This is a genomic window from Brumimicrobium aurantiacum, from assembly GCF_003402975.1.
GTDB lineage: Bacteria > Bacteroidota > Bacteroidia > Flavobacteriales_D > Crocinitomicaceae > Brumimicrobium > Brumimicrobium aurantiacum.
In genome coordinates this window covers 305,742-322,835 of record NZ_QURB01000001.1, presented here as the reverse complement: position 1 = coordinate 322,835, position 17,094 = coordinate 305,742, and the positions used below count along the sequence as shown (strand labels likewise).

The following is a 17,094-nucleotide window of genomic DNA, read 5'->3' as shown; positions in this document are numbered from 1 at the left end:
TAGACTTAAACATCTTGCATTTTTCTTACCGTTTTTAATACCATTTTCTTGGGTAAGAATGGAATCATTTTAATCATTAATTTTTGGCTAAACGTCAATCCTGTAATCACATCAAGCTGACCCTTCATCATTCCATCATATCCATCTTGAGCAACATTTTCCGCACTTGCTGGAGATTTAAACATATCCGTTTTATTCATACCAGAAGTTTTTCCAAATTCTGATGCAGTTGCTCCAGGCATTAAATTCGTTACTGTAATGTTGGTGTGTTTTAATTCCTCTGATAGTGCATTAGAAAAAGATGCAACAAAGGCCTTAGAAGCATAATATACAGCTTGAAATGGTCCAGGCATTATACTTGCTGTAGATGAAACATTGAGTATTTTGCCATTATTTAAAGCTTTAAAATCTTGTAAGAAATAATAGGTTAACTCTGTTAATGCCGTAACATTCAATTGAATCATTGATACATCAGTTGCAATATCTCTCTCATCAAATCGGCCTAGACCTCCAAATCCAGCATTGTTAATCAAAATTTCAACTGCTAAATTTAGTCTTTTAACTTCTTGATAAATTTCTAAAGCAGCATTTGTAGTTGTTAAATCCTTCTCAATAATATGGATGTTCACAATATATTTATCTTCCAAAGTTTTCTTAAGAGCTTCAAGTTTATCGCGTCTTCTTGCAACGATAATTAAATCTACACCTTTTTCCGCGTGAATTTTAGCTAGTTCTTTACCTATTCCACTACTAGCTCCTGTTATTAATGCTGTTTTTCTCATTGCGTTCTTTATATATGTATCTTCTTTATTGAAACAAATGAAAATGAAAAGTGTTTGGTTGAATAAGTGTATGATAACAAAAAAGCCACATTAAACAACTTCGTTTAAATGTGGCTTCAAAAGTATGATGTAATTTCTAGTGATCGTGGCAGTGTACTTCGTAGTCTTCACCGTTTACAGACATTCCTGCATCTTCGATGTCCTCTAGATCATCTCCACAATATTCACCTAATTCTACTTCTCCGTTTGGTCCGTCATAGTGACATTCTGCACATTTTTCACAAGATGTGAATGAGAACCCAACAGCGATAATTGCTCCTAAAATTAATTTCTTTTTCATATTATTTGATTTTAAAGATTACAGATAGATATGCATTGATTCCTGGTTGTGATAAGCCCAGATTTTTCAATGACGATAAGTGCCCCTGGTAGTCTGTATTTAACAAGTTTCTAACCCCGGTCGAAAAACTCAAATTTTCGGCATTTCCGATCACAAATTGAGTTGATAAATTCAGTAAATGATAATCAATTGAAGTAGTTTCATTTATTCCTACCCTGTTCTGAGGTAAGAAATATTGGTGCTCCAAAATGATGTTTTTTACTTTGAATTTATTTTTATTGTTGACATCAAATCGAATAGATGAATTGATGTTTGGTTGTGGAATTAAACTGATAGGTGTTCCATCTTCAGTTTCTGCAATTGTTACAGAAAAAGTACTGTTAATATGTAATCGGTGAATACTGTGAGGGTGATAATGGAATCCAACTTCTCCTCCGTATAAATGTGCAAGAGCGGTTTGTCCATATTCGAATATTGGAAAACTACCAGCGAATTCATCTGACTGATTCAAGTAAATGAAATTACGAATGCGATTGTAATAAGGATTGATAATAAATTCAAAATGATCAAAATGTAATTCAAAAGCTAAATCAAGTTGCAGTGCGTGTTCAGCCTCTAAATTCTCATCTCCTTTTTCATAACGCAAAGAACCATGATGAAATCCATCAGCTCGTAATTCAGAGACATGCGGAGCTCGGTAACCGCTAGATGCATTGAATCGAAGTGATGTTCGTTTGGAATTACGCACAAATCCGGCAGAATAATTCAACCCGTGAAATGTTCTTTCTAAGGCTTCTGTATTAATATTTGTCGTTAAACTTGAATCTTGATCTTCGGTACTTAAAATATTTAGATTTCTAACATCATAGCGAATACCACCTTGGAAACGCCATTTTTTTACTTCGTAATCCATTAATGCAAATACTCCATTATCAATTGTATTGGCATCAGGAATTAAAAACGCAGAAGTCGGAAATCGATTACGATTGATTTTAACCATTCCTTGAACTCCCGTTTTTAAATTGATCTTTTCTGTGACCTTATAGTCATACTTAATATTGTATGTTGAATTGTTTACATTTAAATGCGTAAATGGTTTTGTGACCTTTTCATCGTATTCTTGTAAATCATTATTGGTGTTGCCTAATGAAACTAAGAGCTTAGAACGATTGAAAAATAGGGTGTTTTCAACCAAGAGAAAATTGTTGAAATTATATTGAACAGGTAACGAGATTGCACGTACACGCTCGTTAGAAATAAAATCAATTGCTTGTGGATTCTCATTGTGCGAATGTCCTGGAATTCCTAATCTTAAATAAGACATTTGGTAACGAATATTCAATTGATAATTGTTCTTTCTATAGCCTAAACTTGTTTTAAAATTCGTTCCCCAAAATCTTGAGTTTTTAATAAAACCTCCGTCAGGAAGTTGAAAATCGGCATGATTCAAATAGTTAGCATAAACATTCGCGCGCCAATTGTCTTTATGTACCCTAAATCCAACTTCATTTTTAGTTCCCATTGAATTCGATTCGAATTTTGAAGAAACATACGCATCCACTTTTCCTTTCTGAATATATGGCTCATCTATAAAGTGAATGACACCTCCCAATGCATCTGCGCCATATAGTAGTGATGACGGACCTTTTACCACTTCAACATTTCCTAAACCTAATTCAGAAGCTGCCATTCCATGATCACTTCCCCATTGCTGATTTTCAATCCTTAAACCATTATTATAGGTAACTACGCGCATTCCAGAAAGTCCACGAATAACAGGTTTTGTAATTCCCATTCCTACAGAACTAGATTGCACTCCTGGAATAGAATTTAAAGACTCTCCTAGTGTTGTTGCGCCAGTCTGAAATAATTCATCTTTTGTGGCAACGGTAATAGAGGTGATGTTTTCTCGTTGTATTCTTCCTTCAGAAGCTGTTATTTTTACTTCTTCAAATACAGTGTGAAGCGGTGTCATTTTTATCAATAACAGTGAATTGCTCGTTAAGTCAACTTCTTGAATCAATACTTCGTAATTGAAGGCTGTTGCTTTTAAAGTGAGATGAGATTTAGGAAGGTCCTTAAACATAAAACTTCCTTGTGCATCTGCTGACGTAAAAATGTTGATATCGGGAAAGCCAACCTTTGCAAATGGGATTACTTCCTTTGTTTTTTTATCAATAACTTTTCCTTCAAACTCTTGTGAATAGAGATGAAATGAGAATACTAAATAAATAAAAATGCCTAATTTTGCTTTCATAATTCTTTATCGAATTGCAAATTTAATACAAATGCAACAATATTGCATCTATGAATGATACTATTTTACGTAAAAAGAAATTAAGGGTTACACCATTTCGAAAAGAAGTACTTAAAGTATTCTTAAAAAATGACCATGCAATTTCAATGCAAGATATTGAAAATGAGTTGGGTGATTTTGATAGGATTACTTTGTATAGAACAATAAAATCATTTATAAATAAAGGTGTTATTCATGAAATTGTAATGCCTGGAGATATTAGGAAAATGGCTTTGTGTGATCAAGTTTGCGATCACGACAGTGGTTTGCACGACCATAATCATATTCACTTTCAATGCAAAAAGTGTGAAGAGGTTTTCTGTGTAGAAATCGATAAAATTCCAGAAATAAAAATTCCCGGTTTTCAAATTGAAGAACAAGAGATTCAAGCTAAAGGAATATGTGAAAAATGCAGTGGTAGTTAGAATAATAGGGTTACCTCGTTAAAAAAGTCCTAATTCCTACCTCTTCTATCAATTTGATTAACTTTGTATGTTTTAATATAATTTAGTTTATGTGGTTTAAACTCTCTCAGATAATATTGAGGAATAGAATTGTTATTCTTTCTATAATAACTCTATTAACAGTATTCTTCGGTTATTTCGCACTTACAAGTCTAGAAATGGACAATAAGTATGGTAATATGCTACCGAAAAAATCTCCTGCCCAGGATGATTATTTGCAATTGAAAGAAATGTTCGGAGAAGATGGGGGAGCACTCATCATGGCGGTAAAAACCGACCAGCTTTACACCGAAGAAAACTTCATTTTGTGGAAAAAGATTGGAGATTCAATCGCGAAATTAGACGGTATAAATTCAGTTTTATCAGAAGCAGACCTTTTTACCATTAAAAACAATACCACAGAGGGGAAGTTTGAAGCGGAACCTGTTTTTTTAGACCCAACTTTTGAAACCAAATCGATTGAAGAGGTAAGAGAAGAAATTAGACAAATACCGTTGTATGATGGATTGCTCTACAATGACTCTACCAATGTTTCCTTAATGATGATTTCAATTGATGAAGCATATTTGAGTGATCAAAATAAATCAGGAGTTGTTTTAGAGGCTGAAAATATTGCCTTGGCTTATGAATATGTTTTTGGTAAAATGCACTTTGCTGGTTTACCTCATATTCGTGTCGTAATGGGGAAACGTGTGGTTAGCGAAATGTATATTTTCATTGGACTAGCCATCGCTGTAACTTCTTTATTACTTTATATTTTCTTCCGCTCTTTCAGAGTGGTTTTATTTTGTAATCTGGTTGTATTTACTGCGGTTATCTGGTCGTTGGGAAGTATCGGCTTAATGGGCTTTAAATTGTCTATTTTAATGGCCTTGATTCCACCTTTGATGATTGTCATCGGAATTCCCAATTGTATTTTCTTACTCACCAAATTCCATCGGGAAGTTAAAGATCACGGAAATAAAACAAAAGCATTGTCAAGGGTAATTGCAAAAGTGGGAAATGCTACTTTTTTAACCAACCTTACTACAGCACTTGGTTTTTCAACTTTTGTATTCACAAATTCAGAAAAACTAATTGAATTTGGAACCACAGCATCTTTGAATATTTTGTTTGTGTTTATCCTTTCAATTTGCATCATTCCTATTTTATTCTCTCTAACAAAACAACCAAAATCAAGACATCTTAAACACCTTGAAAAGAAGTTTGCTAAATCAATTGTAAATAAACTAGTTTACCTTACAACTACACATAGAAAGCGTATTTATCTAGTAACATTTATTGTGATTGGGGTAGCGATTTTTGGTGCTACGAAGATGGAAGCCACTGGGAATCTAACCAGTGATTTACCTGAATCCGATCCAATGCTTCAGGACATCCTATTTATTCAAGAGAATTTTAATGGTGCAGTACCTTTTGAAATTCTTATTGACTATAAAAAAGACGGTAGAAAATTTGATAAAAAAACACTTGAAAAGGTAGAGTCAGTTCAAAATCAATTGAAAAAAGACACCATTTTCAGTAAGACAGTTTCCATCGTGAACTTTATGAAATTAATCAACATGTCCTACTATGGGAATAATGTTGATATGTATAAGTTGATCGAACGAAAAGATATGCTGCGCCTGAAAGGTTACGTGGAAAACTTTCAAGCGGATATGGCAAGAACCAAAAAGGTTTATGTTTATCAGGATTCTGTACGTAATGGAAATTTAAAGTATACAGACTCTTTGATGTTAGGCTTTCCTTTAATAGCCAAAGAAATACTTGACTTTACTCCACAAGAAGCACCAAATGATTCTGTAGAGGTTGAGATTTTACCGAATGATTCATTAATCAAATCATATTTAGCGCAAGGACCAAATCACGAAGAAATCTTATTTGTTTCAGAAAGTATTTTCCCTCCTGCTGCAATTGGTTTGTCACTCAAAGAATTGATTGATACAGCCAATACAACGTATCGTTTGAGAATGCAAATTCACGATTTAGGATCTTATGAAATTGATGAGAAAATCAAAGGTGTTTCGGAAATGTTGGATACCATTTTGAATCCAAATGCAGAGCAAGTAAATGAATATTGGGCGAAATATGATGCGGGTGAAACGAAATATGTCGATTCAATTTTTAATGTTTCAAATGCTTATAGAAACAACACCGCTTATGCTATTGCAGATGGAAATGATTCTCTTTTATTCCAATTCGATTTAAATCCAGATTTGCTTTCTTCATATTATGACAAGCCTGAATTTAAAGAAGCTTTGAAAGTATCAATCGATGAAGAGCAAATGTCCTACTTGATTACAGGAACCTCTGTTGTTGCAGCTGAAGGAACGCAATACTTGATCAAGAACTTAATTACGAGTTTATCAATCGCAATTTTAATTATTGCAGTATTAATGGCCATTCTTTTCCGTTCGTGGAGAATGGTTGTAATTTCATTGGTGCCTAACTTTATACCTTTATTGGTAACGGCTGGAATCATGGGAATCTTCTCTATTCCAATTAAGCCATCAACTTTGTTGGTATTTAGTATTGCCTTTGGTATTTCCGTAGATGACACGATCCACTTCTTGGCCAAATATCGTCAGGAATTGAAAATTAGAAGCTACGACCAAAGAGCTTGTGTAATCAATGCTTTATATGAAACAGGATTGAGTATGTTCTATACTTCAATCGTTCTGTTCTTCGGATTCTCCATGTTTGCATTCTCTCAATTTGGAGGGACAAAAGCCTTAGGACTACTTGTTTCCTTAACGATGCTTGTGGCAATGTTGACTAACCTAACGGTACTTCCATCATTATTGTTGAGTTTGGAGAATAGAATTGCTTCAAAAGCATTCCGTGAGCCATTTATCAATATTTATGATGAGGAAATCGATATCGAATTGTCAGATTTAGAAGTTGATCCTAGAACACGTATAGACTATAATGCAGGGGAACGTTTTGAAGATGAAGACGAAGACGATGAAAGCAATAAGTCAACTTAAATAAGACGAGAAATACATAATTTTTAGCTTAAGAAAATAAGAATTTAAATGGTCCAACTACAAGAATATCAGCAATTACTAGAAAAGAAAATTGCAGCATTAGAATTACCCAAAGAGCCTAAAAATCTGTATGATCCTTTGCGTTATTTCCTTACCTTGGGAGGGAAACGCACAAGACCTTGTTTAACAATGTTGGGATGTAACTTATTTGGAACTCCTGGAATTAAAGCCATAAACGCTGCACTTGCGGTAGAGTTGTTCCATAATTTTACATTAATTCATGACGATATCATGGACGATGCACCTTTGAGAAGAGGACAGTCGACAGTACATGAAAAATGGGACCAAGATATTGCGATTCTTTCCGGAGATGTGCTATTTGTAGAGGCATATTCTCTATTGGCAAAGCATGATACGGATGTTCTACCTAAATTGTTGAGCGTTTTTACAAGAACGGCAAGAGAAGTTTGTGAAGGTCAACAAATGGATATGGATTTCGAAACTTCAAATAGTATTACGAAAGAGGAATACATCGAAATGATCCGTTTAAAAACTTCTGTTTTATTAGGTGCTGCTCTAGAAATGGGAGCGCTTATTGGAGGAGCAGAAAATGAAGAAGATATTTCAAATATCTACAATTTTGGAATGAATATCGGACTCGCTTTTCAAATGCATGATGATATTTTAGATTTGTATGCCGATCCTGAAAAATTCGGTAAACAAGTTGGAGGAGATATCTTGTCCAATAAAAAAACATATTTGTTGCTCACTGCTTTAGAATTGGCGGAAGGAGAACAAAAGAAAGCCCTTCTTGACCTGTTAGAAAACCAAGATGGAGAAACTAAAATAGAAAATGCAAAAACTATTTTTGAAGAATTGAAGGTGAAAGAAATAGCGGAAGAAAAGAAAGAAGAATTCTATCAACGCGCGCTTGAAAATATGAGTAATATTAATGTCTCAAATGAACAAAAGCAACCGTTGTTAGATTTAGCAAAATACCTAATGTCACGCGATCATTAAGCAATGAAACCCAATATTCAATACATTCAAACCAATGCTGAATTAGCAACAGTTGTGGAAACTTTGCTCAAAAAAAAAGAGATTTTTATTGATTTAGAATTCGATAAGAATCATTTCAGATATGGTTTTAACCTTTGCTTGATGCAGGTTTTTGATGGAGAAAATTGTTTTTTAATTGACCCTCTTGATGGGATTGAAATTGAGCTTATTTTTCCTGTATTGGAGAACCCTGACATTGCTTTAGTTTGTTTTGCTTTTAATGAAGACATGCGTCTTTTACATCATTTGGGAGCAAGACCTAACAATATTGTAGATTTGGGAGTTGCTATGCGCTTGTTGGATTTTGAAACATTGTCTTTGAATAATTCAATCTTAGCCGTTTTAGGTGAAGATTATCCCATCGATACGAAAGGAAGTCAGCAAAAGAGCAATTGGTTTCAACGTCCTTTAACAGAGCAGCAGCACAAATATGCGGCTGAAGATGTATTGCATTTACCTGCGGTAAAAAAAGTATTGATGCAAAATTTGGAAGAGATCAATCGAGAAGAATGGTTTGCTGAAGAAATGGAAGCATTTGAAAAACACGATTGGTCGGGTGGAGAGAAAGTGGCTTATCTCACGAAAAAAGATCAAAAAACAATGACGCTGCGTGAGTGGATCCGTTTTGAGAAATTGATGGATTACCGTGAGGAATTGGGTGCTTCATTGAAACGTCCTACATATAAAGTATGGGATAAAAAAATCGCATTATTACTGGCGAAAACACCAGCGAAGGTAAAGGAATGGAAGACTTTAAAAGGTATCCATCCAAAGTTGAGAGTTGATAAAGTACAACAAAATGTTGAGGCTTTATTGGCATTGGCGGAAAAGGAAATTACCGAACATAAAATTGCAGAAAATCAATCGAGTATTCCTGCATTGACCAAAGAAAAAAGATTGAAAATTAATCAGCAACGCACAAGAATTCAAGCTGCAAAAGAGCGTTTTTTCCTACCGATTAAAGAAGAGTTGAAAAAAGAAATCGGAGAAAACTACAGTAATTTCTTCCTGTCTAATCGAAAAATGACGGAGTTTGCAACTGGAGAACAGGTTCTGCTTCCTTATCAAAAAAAGATGATTCAAAACACCGCTAATAAGTTGAGTTTGGAGTTGCCTTCTTTTATGATGGGAAAATAAGATTAAATTCTACTGCATAAGGAAATTCTCTTCATTGCATTATCTAATTTCAGTATAGACTATTGGTACGGGTTTCAACCCGTGTTAATAGTAGAAAGGGATGTCATTTAATTTTGGCGCGTAATTTTGAATAAAAATCGTGACGAAAGAACCACCATAGCGATACGACATGTTTTTTCTTAATTAAATATTTTTCTTAATTTAGGGAGACTTTAAAAATTTAGTTTTAAAACCTTACAATAATTATGAAACAATTACTACTTTTTACCTTCGTTTTTACCACTTTTTTAACTCAAGCACAGAACTTTCAAATTGCAGATCAATACGTTTTTGGAGGGAGTTCTTATGATAGTCCCCGCGCTGCAATTGCTATTAATAATCAAACTATTGTTGGTGGGGCTTCATTGTCAGGTATCTCAGGAGATAAAACCACATCAAATTTTGGAGATATTGATATATGGGTAGTTTCAATGGATAATAACAATACGATTTTGTGGCAAAGAGGTTTTGGTGGAACAGCAACAGATGATCTAGTAAAAATGATCGAAACTTCTGATGGCAATGTTTTAATTGGTGGTTTTAGTGATTCTTGGATCAATGGAAACAAAACAGCTCCCAATAAAGGTCTATCAGATTTTTGGATCATTAAAATAGATGATCAAGGAAACGAACTATGGCAAAAAACCTACGGAGGTTCAGGAAATGATTATTTTAGTGATTTTGTAGAATTTGATGACGGTTCCATTTTGTTGGTAGGAGAATCATATTCAGGTATTTCTGGCGATAAAACGGAAAGTTCTTATGGTCAAAATGACGGTTGGATTGTGAAAATAGATGCTCAAGGAAATGTACTTTGGGATAAAACGATAGGAGGAAGTGACGATGATGGTTTTATATCAGTTGCTTTAGATGAAAATGAAAATATATTTGTTACAGGGTCTTCTAGTTCGCCTATTTCTGGACTTAAAACAGAAGATAGTTATGGTAGTATGGATTACTGGGTGTTAAAGCTTGATGAAAATGGGAATGTGATGTGGGATAGAACTATAGGTGGTACCGGTATAGATTTAAGTAGTAAATTGGTTTATTCTGAGAATAGATTGTTCGTTATTGGGAATACTTTATCTGGATTGTCAGGAACTAAAACAGAATCTTCAAGAGGTTCTAATGACATATGGATTACTAAACTAAATCAAAATGGAGCCATTTTGATGGATAAAGCCTATGGAGGTAATAATGTTGATAATGAAACTAATACACTTTTAACGGAATCAGGTGAACTCGTTATGGTTGGAACTTCCGATAGTGATATATCTGGAGAAGTAACTTTAGCCTCACATAATAATTCAACAGACTTTTGGATATTGGTGAACGATACAAGTGATTTATCGTTAAAAGATCAATATAAATTTGGGAGTGATTTGGGTGACTATTTTCCTGGGGTTATTGAAATAGAAAATAACTCTCTACTGATATTCGGAAATACTGAGGGAGGTGTTTCAGGTGATAAAACAGTACCTAATGTAGGTATGTCTGACTTCTGGCTGCTCGAACTATCAACAGATTTAAGTACAAACAATTGGTCTTCTGAAAACAATTTCACGATGTATCCCAATCCTGCAAATCACTTTGTTCAAATCGATAACCTAGAAAAGGGTCAAGATTATGAAGTAAAAGTGTACAATGTTATAGGGAAAGAAGTATTGGAAACGGAATTGAATACCTCAAATAATAGGATTGATGTTGAAGGATTTTCGCCAGGGATTTACACCGTTACATTCAATAACCATGAACAGCGATATACCCAAAAACTTGTGATTGAGTAAGGAATATAAACCTTAGTATTGATGCATTTTTCTAACACAACTATTTTAGGATAGACTATTGGCACGGGTTTCAACCCGTGTTAATAGTAGATTAGAAAGAAGAAAGCTTCTAATTATTAAATTATCAAAATCCATCTCATTCTAATTTTATTTCCTTCTAATTCTTTTGATTCATTTAAAAGTTATAAATTTGACAAGTAAACACAAATAGTGTTGAATTAAATGCAATAAATGACAACCTTTTTTATGTTGTTTACGTATATTTAGCGAAGAAACATGAATGTTATGAAATATATAAATACGATATCAATTTTTTTAGGAGTAGCTTTACTCAGTTCTTGTGTAAAGCATGAGGTGGTTCCAAAACCAACTTATGAATCTGACTTATCCGTTTCTTTTCAAGCAAGAATGGATGGCGCATCCTACGAAATCATTGAAGATATTAAAGGGTTTTCTCATGAGGCTACTCAGTCTAAAGAAATTAATCCTTCTCCTCAAGCCTCTGCAATAACATATAATTCTACCTTTAGTAGTTCACAAAAAACAGATGTTGTGGAATTGAGAATGGGGAAACTTTTATTTAGTTCTAACAATACTGAAACTCCTTCAGTTGAGAACTTTTATGACTTTTTCTATAATGGAATTACTCAACCGATTCAGTTTAAAGATGACGCCGAAGATGGTGTTGAATTTTATTTTGTGGACGGAAGTGGTAGAACTTGGTTAAGTAAAGAAAATTCTGGATTTCCTGAAAGTTTTGAATTTACAGATCTAGAGGAAGATACAGATGAACAAGGAGATTACCTATCATTCGTTGCAAGATTTAACGTAACAGTGTTTACCAATCCTTCAGATCTTACTTTATCTGATACATTAGAAATTCAAGATGCTGTCTTTCAAGGTTATTTTGAAAGATAGAAAATCATAAAAATTATATTTAGTGGTCATTTCATAACGGAATGACCACTTTTTTTTATATATTTCCCTATTATCAGTGTTTTAGAGTATGACTGAATCGATAAAAATTGTAATAATAGGTGATTTTAACTTCACTTTTAATGCACATCATGCAACTAATTTAGCTGTAGAGCATTCAGCTGAATTATTGGGGTTAAGTGTTAATTATTACTGGATGAGAACGCATGAAGCCAGTAAATTAAAACCTAACAAATTCACACAGTTTGATGGCGTAATTGTCGCTCCAGGTCCTTACGATAACGCTTTCTTTATCGAAGAAATTCTAAAATCAGTATTGGCTTCCCAAATTGCACTATTGGTCACAGGAGAATCTTTCCGTAGCTTCCTTAATTTAATTATTAAAATGTATCACCTTAACCCAGATCAAGAAAAAGTTTTGTCTGAAAATTTAGTGGTTCAAAATTCATTTGAAAAGGTGGAGGTAACGCCGATCTCTGAAGCATTGAAGGGGCTATATCAAAACCAAAGTCGTGCTGAACTAACCAATGCACGATTCTCTATCTATCCTCATATTTATGAAGTTTTAAAAGCAGAGGTTTTAGATATCGAAGCCGTCAATCAATTCAATGAACCTGAAATTATCAGTTTAAAAACCCGACCGTTTTGTGTGGCATCTATGAGTCTGCCGCAAGTTTGTAGTACTTCCGAAATTCCACATCCTTTAATTAGTGGATTCTTAAGTTTTTCAAGTAATTGGGAGGCGGGAAAAGAAGTGAAGAAACAAGGTTAATTAGTCAAAAAATCCTGAAATAGATTGCTTTTTATAGATGTTTTAAAGTGGTTGAAACCACTAGGCTGAAACTCGGAAATCTATTGTATGCGGGATAAACCCCGCATCAATAGCATGTAAAGATAGTTTCATTTTAAAGAAATATAAGTTTAAATTCTAGTGCTATTTACTTTCGATGTGGGATTCATCCCGCATGAAAGAGAGGTAAATAGATCTAATTTTGCTTGCCGTTTCAACGGCTTTAAGAATCGAGAACTGAAGTTTTATATTGGGATTAATCTCTCCCTATTCTTCCTCTTCAAAATACCTCAAAACCTCAGGTATTTCAATATTGTCTATATTCTCGTTGTTTTCCGCCTGGAAATAGGTCAAAATTGCCTCTTTCATCAAGTGTTGTTGCTGACGTTCATCTAGTGGTGGAAGTTCTTTTAAAAACTCAAAATGTGGCCAATTGTCCTTGTCTCTACCTATAGTTTTGTAAAAACCATAAGGCTCTAAAACTGTACATACAGCAACGTGCATCAATTCGGTCTTTTGACGTTTACTGAATTTTTGATGTCCTTTCCCTAATTCTTGAACACCAATCAAAAATAGAATAGATTGCACATCAAGACCTCCACCAAATCTTTCATTAAGTTCAGCAAGTAGTTCCTTAAATTTTATTTCTATCGCGTAATCCATTTCAATCTTATGTTAAAAAACGAAGAGGGATAAAATTCCCTCCTCGCTGTATAATTATTTCTAGTTCTGTTTTTTGATTATTAAGCTTTAAAGATAAGGCATATGTAATATTAAATTCTCGAGAGTTTATATTAATAAATGACCGAGATTTAATATGAATATAACGCAAGATTTAGAGCCTTAAAATCAAAAAAAACATTATGCAAATGCCTCTTCCTCCTCACTATCATAAGAAGAAACCGCAGGACAAGAACACATTAAGTTACGGTCTCCAAAAGCATCATCAATACGACGAACTGGAACCCAGAACTTGTTACGTACAAGGTAAGGTAATGGATAAGCCGCCTCTTGTGGCGTGTAATCATATTTCCAATCCTGGTTGATCATACACTCAGCGGTGTGCGGAGCATTTTTCAATAAATTTGAAACTTGATCTGCTTTTCCATCTTCAATGTCTTGAATCTCCTTACGGATACTAATCATCGCATCACAAAAACGGTCCAATTCTGCTTTGTCTTCAGACTCTGTTGGCTCAATCATTAATGTTCCAGCAACAGGGAAAGATACAGTAGGAGAGTGGAATCCGTAATCGATTAATCGTTTGGCAATATCTCCAACTTCAACACCTGCTGTACGTTTAAATTCACGACAATCTAAGATCATTTCGTGACCAACGGTATTGTTTTCTCCAGAATATAAAATTGGGAAGTGTTTGCTCAATCTTGCTTTGATATAGTTTGCATTTACAATTGCCATTTCTGTTGAATGCTTCAATCCTTTTGTTCCTAACATCTTGATGTAAGCGTAAGAAACCAATAAAATTAAAGCACTTCCGTAAGGCGCTGCAGATACAGAATGAATCGCTTTGTCACCACCAACTCCGTCAATAATTGGACTTCCTGGGATAAATGGTGCCAAGTGTTTAGCAACTCCAATTGGACCCATTCCTGGTCCACCACCTCCGTGAGGAATTGCAAATGTTTTGTGTAAGTTCAAGTGACAAACATCAGCTCCAATATTTCCAGGATTTGTTAATCCTACTTGGGCATTCATGTTTGCACCATCCATATAAACCTGTCCACCGTGATCGTGAATGATTTGTGTAATTTCTCTAATACCAGCTTCAAAAACTCCGTGTGTAGAAGGGTAAGTTACCATTACTGCACCAAGTTTGTCGCTGTATTTTTCAGCATTCTTTCTTAAATCGTCAATATCGATATTTCCGGCGTCGTCACATTTCGTCACTACCACTTTAAACCCTGCCATTACCGCAGAAGCTGGGTTTGTTCCGTGCGCAGAAGAAGGAATTAAACAAATGTTTCTATCCATATCTCCATTCGCTTCATGGTATGCTTTGATCACCATCAATCCAGCATATTCTCCTTGCGCACCTGAGTTAGGCTGCATAGACATCGCATGGAAACCAGTGATTTCACATAAATCTTTTTCGAGACCTTTGATCATTTCATGATAACCTGTGGCTTGATTTACTGGAGCAAATGGATGTAAATTTGAAAATTCTGGCCATGTAATTGGCATCAATTGCGCTGCGGCATTCAATTTCATTGTACAAGAACCTAAAGCAATCATGGAATGAACCAATGAAAGGTCTTTATTTTCCAACCACTTCATGTAACGCATCATTTTTGTTTCAGAATGATACGTATTAAATACTTCGTGTGTTAAAATTTCAGTCTTACGCGCTAATTCTTGGTTTACTTCCGATGAAATAAATTCAACCTCGATACCTTTTGCTTTAGCAGCCAATTCTAAAACGCCCACTAAACCTATAACCTCTGCATCGTTTGTTCTTTCACCAACACTAATAGAAAATTGATTTTCGTTGATGTAACGTAGATTAATGTGGTGTTCTTCCGCAACCTCTTTTAATTGTTCACAAGATAATCCGGCTGGAGTTTCAACCCATAAAGTATCGAAATAGTCGTTGTGCAATACGTTGTACCCTGCTTTTTCAATCGATTGATGAATTGTTGCCGTTTGGTTGTGAATGTTCTGAGCAATGTATCTCAATCCTTCTGGACCGTGATAAACAGCGTACATTCCTGCCATTACAGCCAATAACGCTTGTGCTGTACAAATGTTTGAAGTCGCTTTTGCTCTTTTAATATGTTGCTCACGTGTTTGAAGTGCCATTCGATAAGCGATGTTTCCATCTGCATCTTTTGATACACCAATGATTCTTCCTGGTATGTGTCTTTTGTATTCTTCTCTTGTTGCAAAATAAGCTGCGTGAGGTCCACCGTATCCCATTGGAACACCAAATCTTTGTGTAGAACCACAAACCACATCAACCCCCATTTTTCCTGGAGCTTCTAATAAAACCAATGACATGATATCTGCTGCTACAGCAACTTTTATATCTTGTTGGGTTGCTTTTTCAACAAACCCTCTCAAGTCTTTTACACGACCATAAGCATCAGGATATTGAACTAAAGCACCAAAAATTTTGTCATCTGTTAAGTCGTAATTTGTTGGGTCTCCAAAAATCAATTCGATTCCTAAATGAACGGCTCTTCCTTTGATTACATCAATCGTTTGTGGATAAGCATATTCTGAAACGAAAAACTTATTTTTTCCAGCTTTTACGTCCGCACGTGCTCTTGCATTAAAGAACATAATCATTGCTTCTGCAGCAGCTGTTGATTCATCGAGTAAAGATGCATTTGCGATCTCTAAACCAGTTAAATCGCTAATCATGGTTTGGAAATTCAATAATGCTTCCAAACGACCTTGCGCGATCTCAGCTTGGTATGGCGTGTAAGCCGTGTACCATCCTGGATTTTCTAAAATATTTCGTTGGATAACTGGCGGTACATTTGTTTCACTGTATCCCAATCCAATATAAGATTTGAAAACTTTGTTTTTTACTGCCAAATCACCAATGTGATCTAAATACTGCTTTTCTGTTAAGGCAGTATCGATTTTTAATTCTTCTTTCAATCGAATGTCCTTAGGAACCGTTAGCTCCATTAATTCGTCAATTGAATTTACTCCGATCTCAGCTAACATTGCCGATTTCTCATCCTGTGAAGGACCAATGTGTCGTTTAGAAAATGCGCTCATTTATTACAGTTTATTTGAGACTGCAAATATAAGATATATAGTATTGAGAATAGAATTTTTTAAGTTAATATGATACATGTAAATTGTTTTCTGTTTATGCTGTTGATTTTTCTAAGAAGATGTAACAAGAATACATCGAAAAAACCAGAAGAGTTGTAAGCGGTGCAATTAGTTGTAGAGTTTTCAGTTAAGATGAAAAAAAGAGGGAGGTTTCATAAGAACTAGGGATTGTCTACTGGTATGAAGAATAAAGAAGTAGAGTAAGAATCATCGAGGACGTTGTTTTTTAATTCTACATTTTTTATTAACTTAAATAAAGTTTTTTTTAAGATTACCTATAAAAGTTTCCTTTCGTGAAACAAATGTTATACCTTTAACCTAAATAAATGAGTGTTTATCTGATTAAGAAGAATACACAAAGTAAAACTGCCCTTCGAAATTGGCTTTCAGTGATCAAGATGGTAGATTGGGAATATTCAAGTTATATGATTTTTATTTTAGGGGATAGCTCATGTCGATGTTTAGTAACGAAATAAAAGAGAAATAGATTATGGTAGGTTTCATTCAGTACATTTTATTCTGGGCGCATGTAATTGTAGGAGGAGCAGCAATATTATTAATATTAACAGGAGTATTAAAAAAATAAATCATGGATAATAAATATATATTTAGAGTACAACAATCAATTGCATAATTATGCCTGATTCTATTGCATTTTTATGTTCTTCAT

Annotated in this window: 12 protein-coding genes; 7 read left to right on the top strand and 5 right to left on the bottom strand. The window is 34.5% G+C overall.

Annotated features, from left to right (window positions below):
- Positions 1 to 5: 5 nt before the first annotated feature.
- The 3 genes from DXU93_RS01440 to DXU93_RS01430 form a co-directional block, all read right to left on the bottom strand.
- A complete protein-coding gene (locus DXU93_RS01440) occupies positions 6 to 782 on the bottom strand; it encodes an SDR family NAD(P)-dependent oxidoreductase (protein WP_116879458.1) in 777 nt (258 codons plus the stop codon).
- 136 nt (positions 783 to 918) lie between these two features.
- Complete coding sequence (locus tag DXU93_RS01435) at positions 919 to 1,122, bottom strand: hypothetical protein (RefSeq protein WP_116879457.1); 204 nt, start codon at positions 1,120 to 1,122, stop codon at positions 919 to 921.
- 1 nt (position 1,123) lies between these two features.
- Positions 1,124 to 3,379, bottom strand: coding sequence for a TonB-dependent receptor (locus DXU93_RS01430; protein ID WP_116879456.1), 2,256 nt, complete (start codon positions 3,377 to 3,379; stop codon positions 1,124 to 1,126).
- 50 nt (positions 3,380 to 3,429) lie between these two features.
- Between DXU93_RS01430 and DXU93_RS01425 the strand changes: the two genes are divergently transcribed.
- The 7 genes from DXU93_RS01425 (at position 3,430) to DXU93_RS01395 (ending at position 12,599) form a co-directional block, all read left to right on the top strand.
- Positions 3,430 to 3,843 (top strand): Fur family transcriptional regulator, encoded by a 414-nt coding sequence (locus DXU93_RS01425; protein WP_116879455.1) that lies wholly within the window; start codon positions 3,430 to 3,432, stop codon positions 3,841 to 3,843.
- 197 nt (positions 3,844 to 4,040) lie between these two features.
- Entirely contained in the window at positions 4,041 to 6,869 is a 2,829-nt protein-coding gene (locus DXU93_RS01420) for an efflux RND transporter permease subunit (protein WP_165851311.1), read from the top strand.
- Between the two features lie 48 nt (positions 6,870 to 6,917).
- A complete protein-coding gene (locus tag DXU93_RS01415; RefSeq protein ID WP_116879453.1) occupies positions 6,918 to 7,889 on the top strand; it encodes a polyprenyl synthetase family protein in 972 nt (323 codons plus the stop codon).
- Between the two features lie 3 nt (positions 7,890 to 7,892).
- Positions 7,893 to 9,065, top strand: a complete 1,173-nt coding sequence (locus DXU93_RS01410; RefSeq protein ID WP_116879452.1) for a ribonuclease D — start codon at positions 7,893 to 7,895, stop codon at positions 9,063 to 9,065.
- 245 nt (positions 9,066 to 9,310) lie between these two features.
- Entirely contained in the window at positions 9,311 to 10,891 is a 1,581-nt protein-coding gene (locus DXU93_RS01405; RefSeq protein WP_116879451.1) for a T9SS type A sorting domain-containing protein, read from the top strand.
- A gap of 285 nt (positions 10,892 to 11,176) precedes the next feature.
- Positions 11,177 to 11,809 carry a hypothetical protein gene (locus tag DXU93_RS01400; protein ID WP_123776011.1) on the top strand — a complete coding sequence of 211 codons (633 nt, stop codon included), beginning with the start codon at positions 11,177 to 11,179 and terminating at the stop codon, positions 11,807 to 11,809.
- An 88-nt stretch (positions 11,810 to 11,897) separates the two neighbouring features.
- Positions 11,898 to 12,599 (top strand): CTP synthase, encoded by a 702-nt coding sequence (locus DXU93_RS01395; RefSeq protein WP_116879449.1) that lies wholly within the window; start codon positions 11,898 to 11,900, stop codon positions 12,597 to 12,599.
- Between the two features lie 285 nt (positions 12,600 to 12,884).
- Here the strand turns inward: DXU93_RS01395 and DXU93_RS01390 are convergent, their stop codons facing one another.
- Together DXU93_RS01390 and gcvP are read right to left on the bottom strand one after the other, a co-directional pair.
- Positions 12,885 to 13,280, bottom strand: coding sequence for a hypothetical protein (locus DXU93_RS01390; RefSeq protein WP_205679214.1), 396 nt, complete (start codon positions 13,278 to 13,280; stop codon positions 12,885 to 12,887).
- 198 nt (positions 13,281 to 13,478) lie between these two features.
- Entirely contained in the window at positions 13,479 to 16,364 is a 2,886-nt protein-coding gene (gene gcvP, locus DXU93_RS01385; protein ID WP_116879448.1) for an aminomethyl-transferring glycine dehydrogenase, read from the bottom strand.
- Positions 16,365 to 17,094 lie beyond the last annotated feature (730 nt).

Excerpts from the sequence above, each read along its gene's own strand:
- DXU93_RS01440 (WP_116879458.1), bottom strand. The coding sequence starts at position 782 with ATGAGAAAAACAGCATTAATAACAGGAGCTAGTAGTGGAATAGGTAAA.
- DXU93_RS01435 (WP_116879457.1), bottom strand. The coding sequence starts at position 1,122 with ATGAAAAAGAAATTAATTTTAGGAGCAATTATCGCTGTTGGGTTCTCA.
- DXU93_RS01430 (WP_116879456.1), bottom strand. The coding sequence starts at position 3,379 with ATGAAAGCAAAATTAGGCATTTTTATTTATTTAGTATTCTCATTTCAT.
- DXU93_RS01425 (WP_116879455.1), top strand. The coding sequence starts at position 3,430 with ATGAATGATACTATTTTACGTAAAAAGAAATTAAGGGTTACACCATTT.
- DXU93_RS01420 (WP_165851311.1), top strand. The coding sequence starts at position 4,041 with ATGGACAATAAGTATGGTAATATGCTACCGAAAAAATCTCCTGCCCAG.
- DXU93_RS01415 (WP_116879453.1), top strand. The coding sequence starts at position 6,918 with ATGGTCCAACTACAAGAATATCAGCAATTACTAGAAAAGAAAATTGCA.
- DXU93_RS01410 (WP_116879452.1), top strand. The coding sequence starts at position 7,893 with ATGAAACCCAATATTCAATACATTCAAACCAATGCTGAATTAGCAACA.
- DXU93_RS01405 (WP_116879451.1), top strand. The coding sequence starts at position 9,311 with ATGAAACAATTACTACTTTTTACCTTCGTTTTTACCACTTTTTTAACT.
- DXU93_RS01400 (WP_123776011.1), top strand. The coding sequence starts at position 11,177 with ATGAAATATATAAATACGATATCAATTTTTTTAGGAGTAGCTTTACTC.
- DXU93_RS01395 (WP_116879449.1), top strand. The coding sequence starts at position 11,898 with ATGACTGAATCGATAAAAATTGTAATAATAGGTGATTTTAACTTCACT.
- DXU93_RS01390 (WP_205679214.1), bottom strand. The coding sequence starts at position 13,280 with ATGGATTACGCGATAGAAATAAAATTTAAGGAACTACTTGCTGAACTT.
- gcvP (WP_116879448.1), bottom strand. The coding sequence starts at position 16,364 with ATGAGCGCATTTTCTAAACGACACATTGGTCCTTCACAGGATGAGAAA.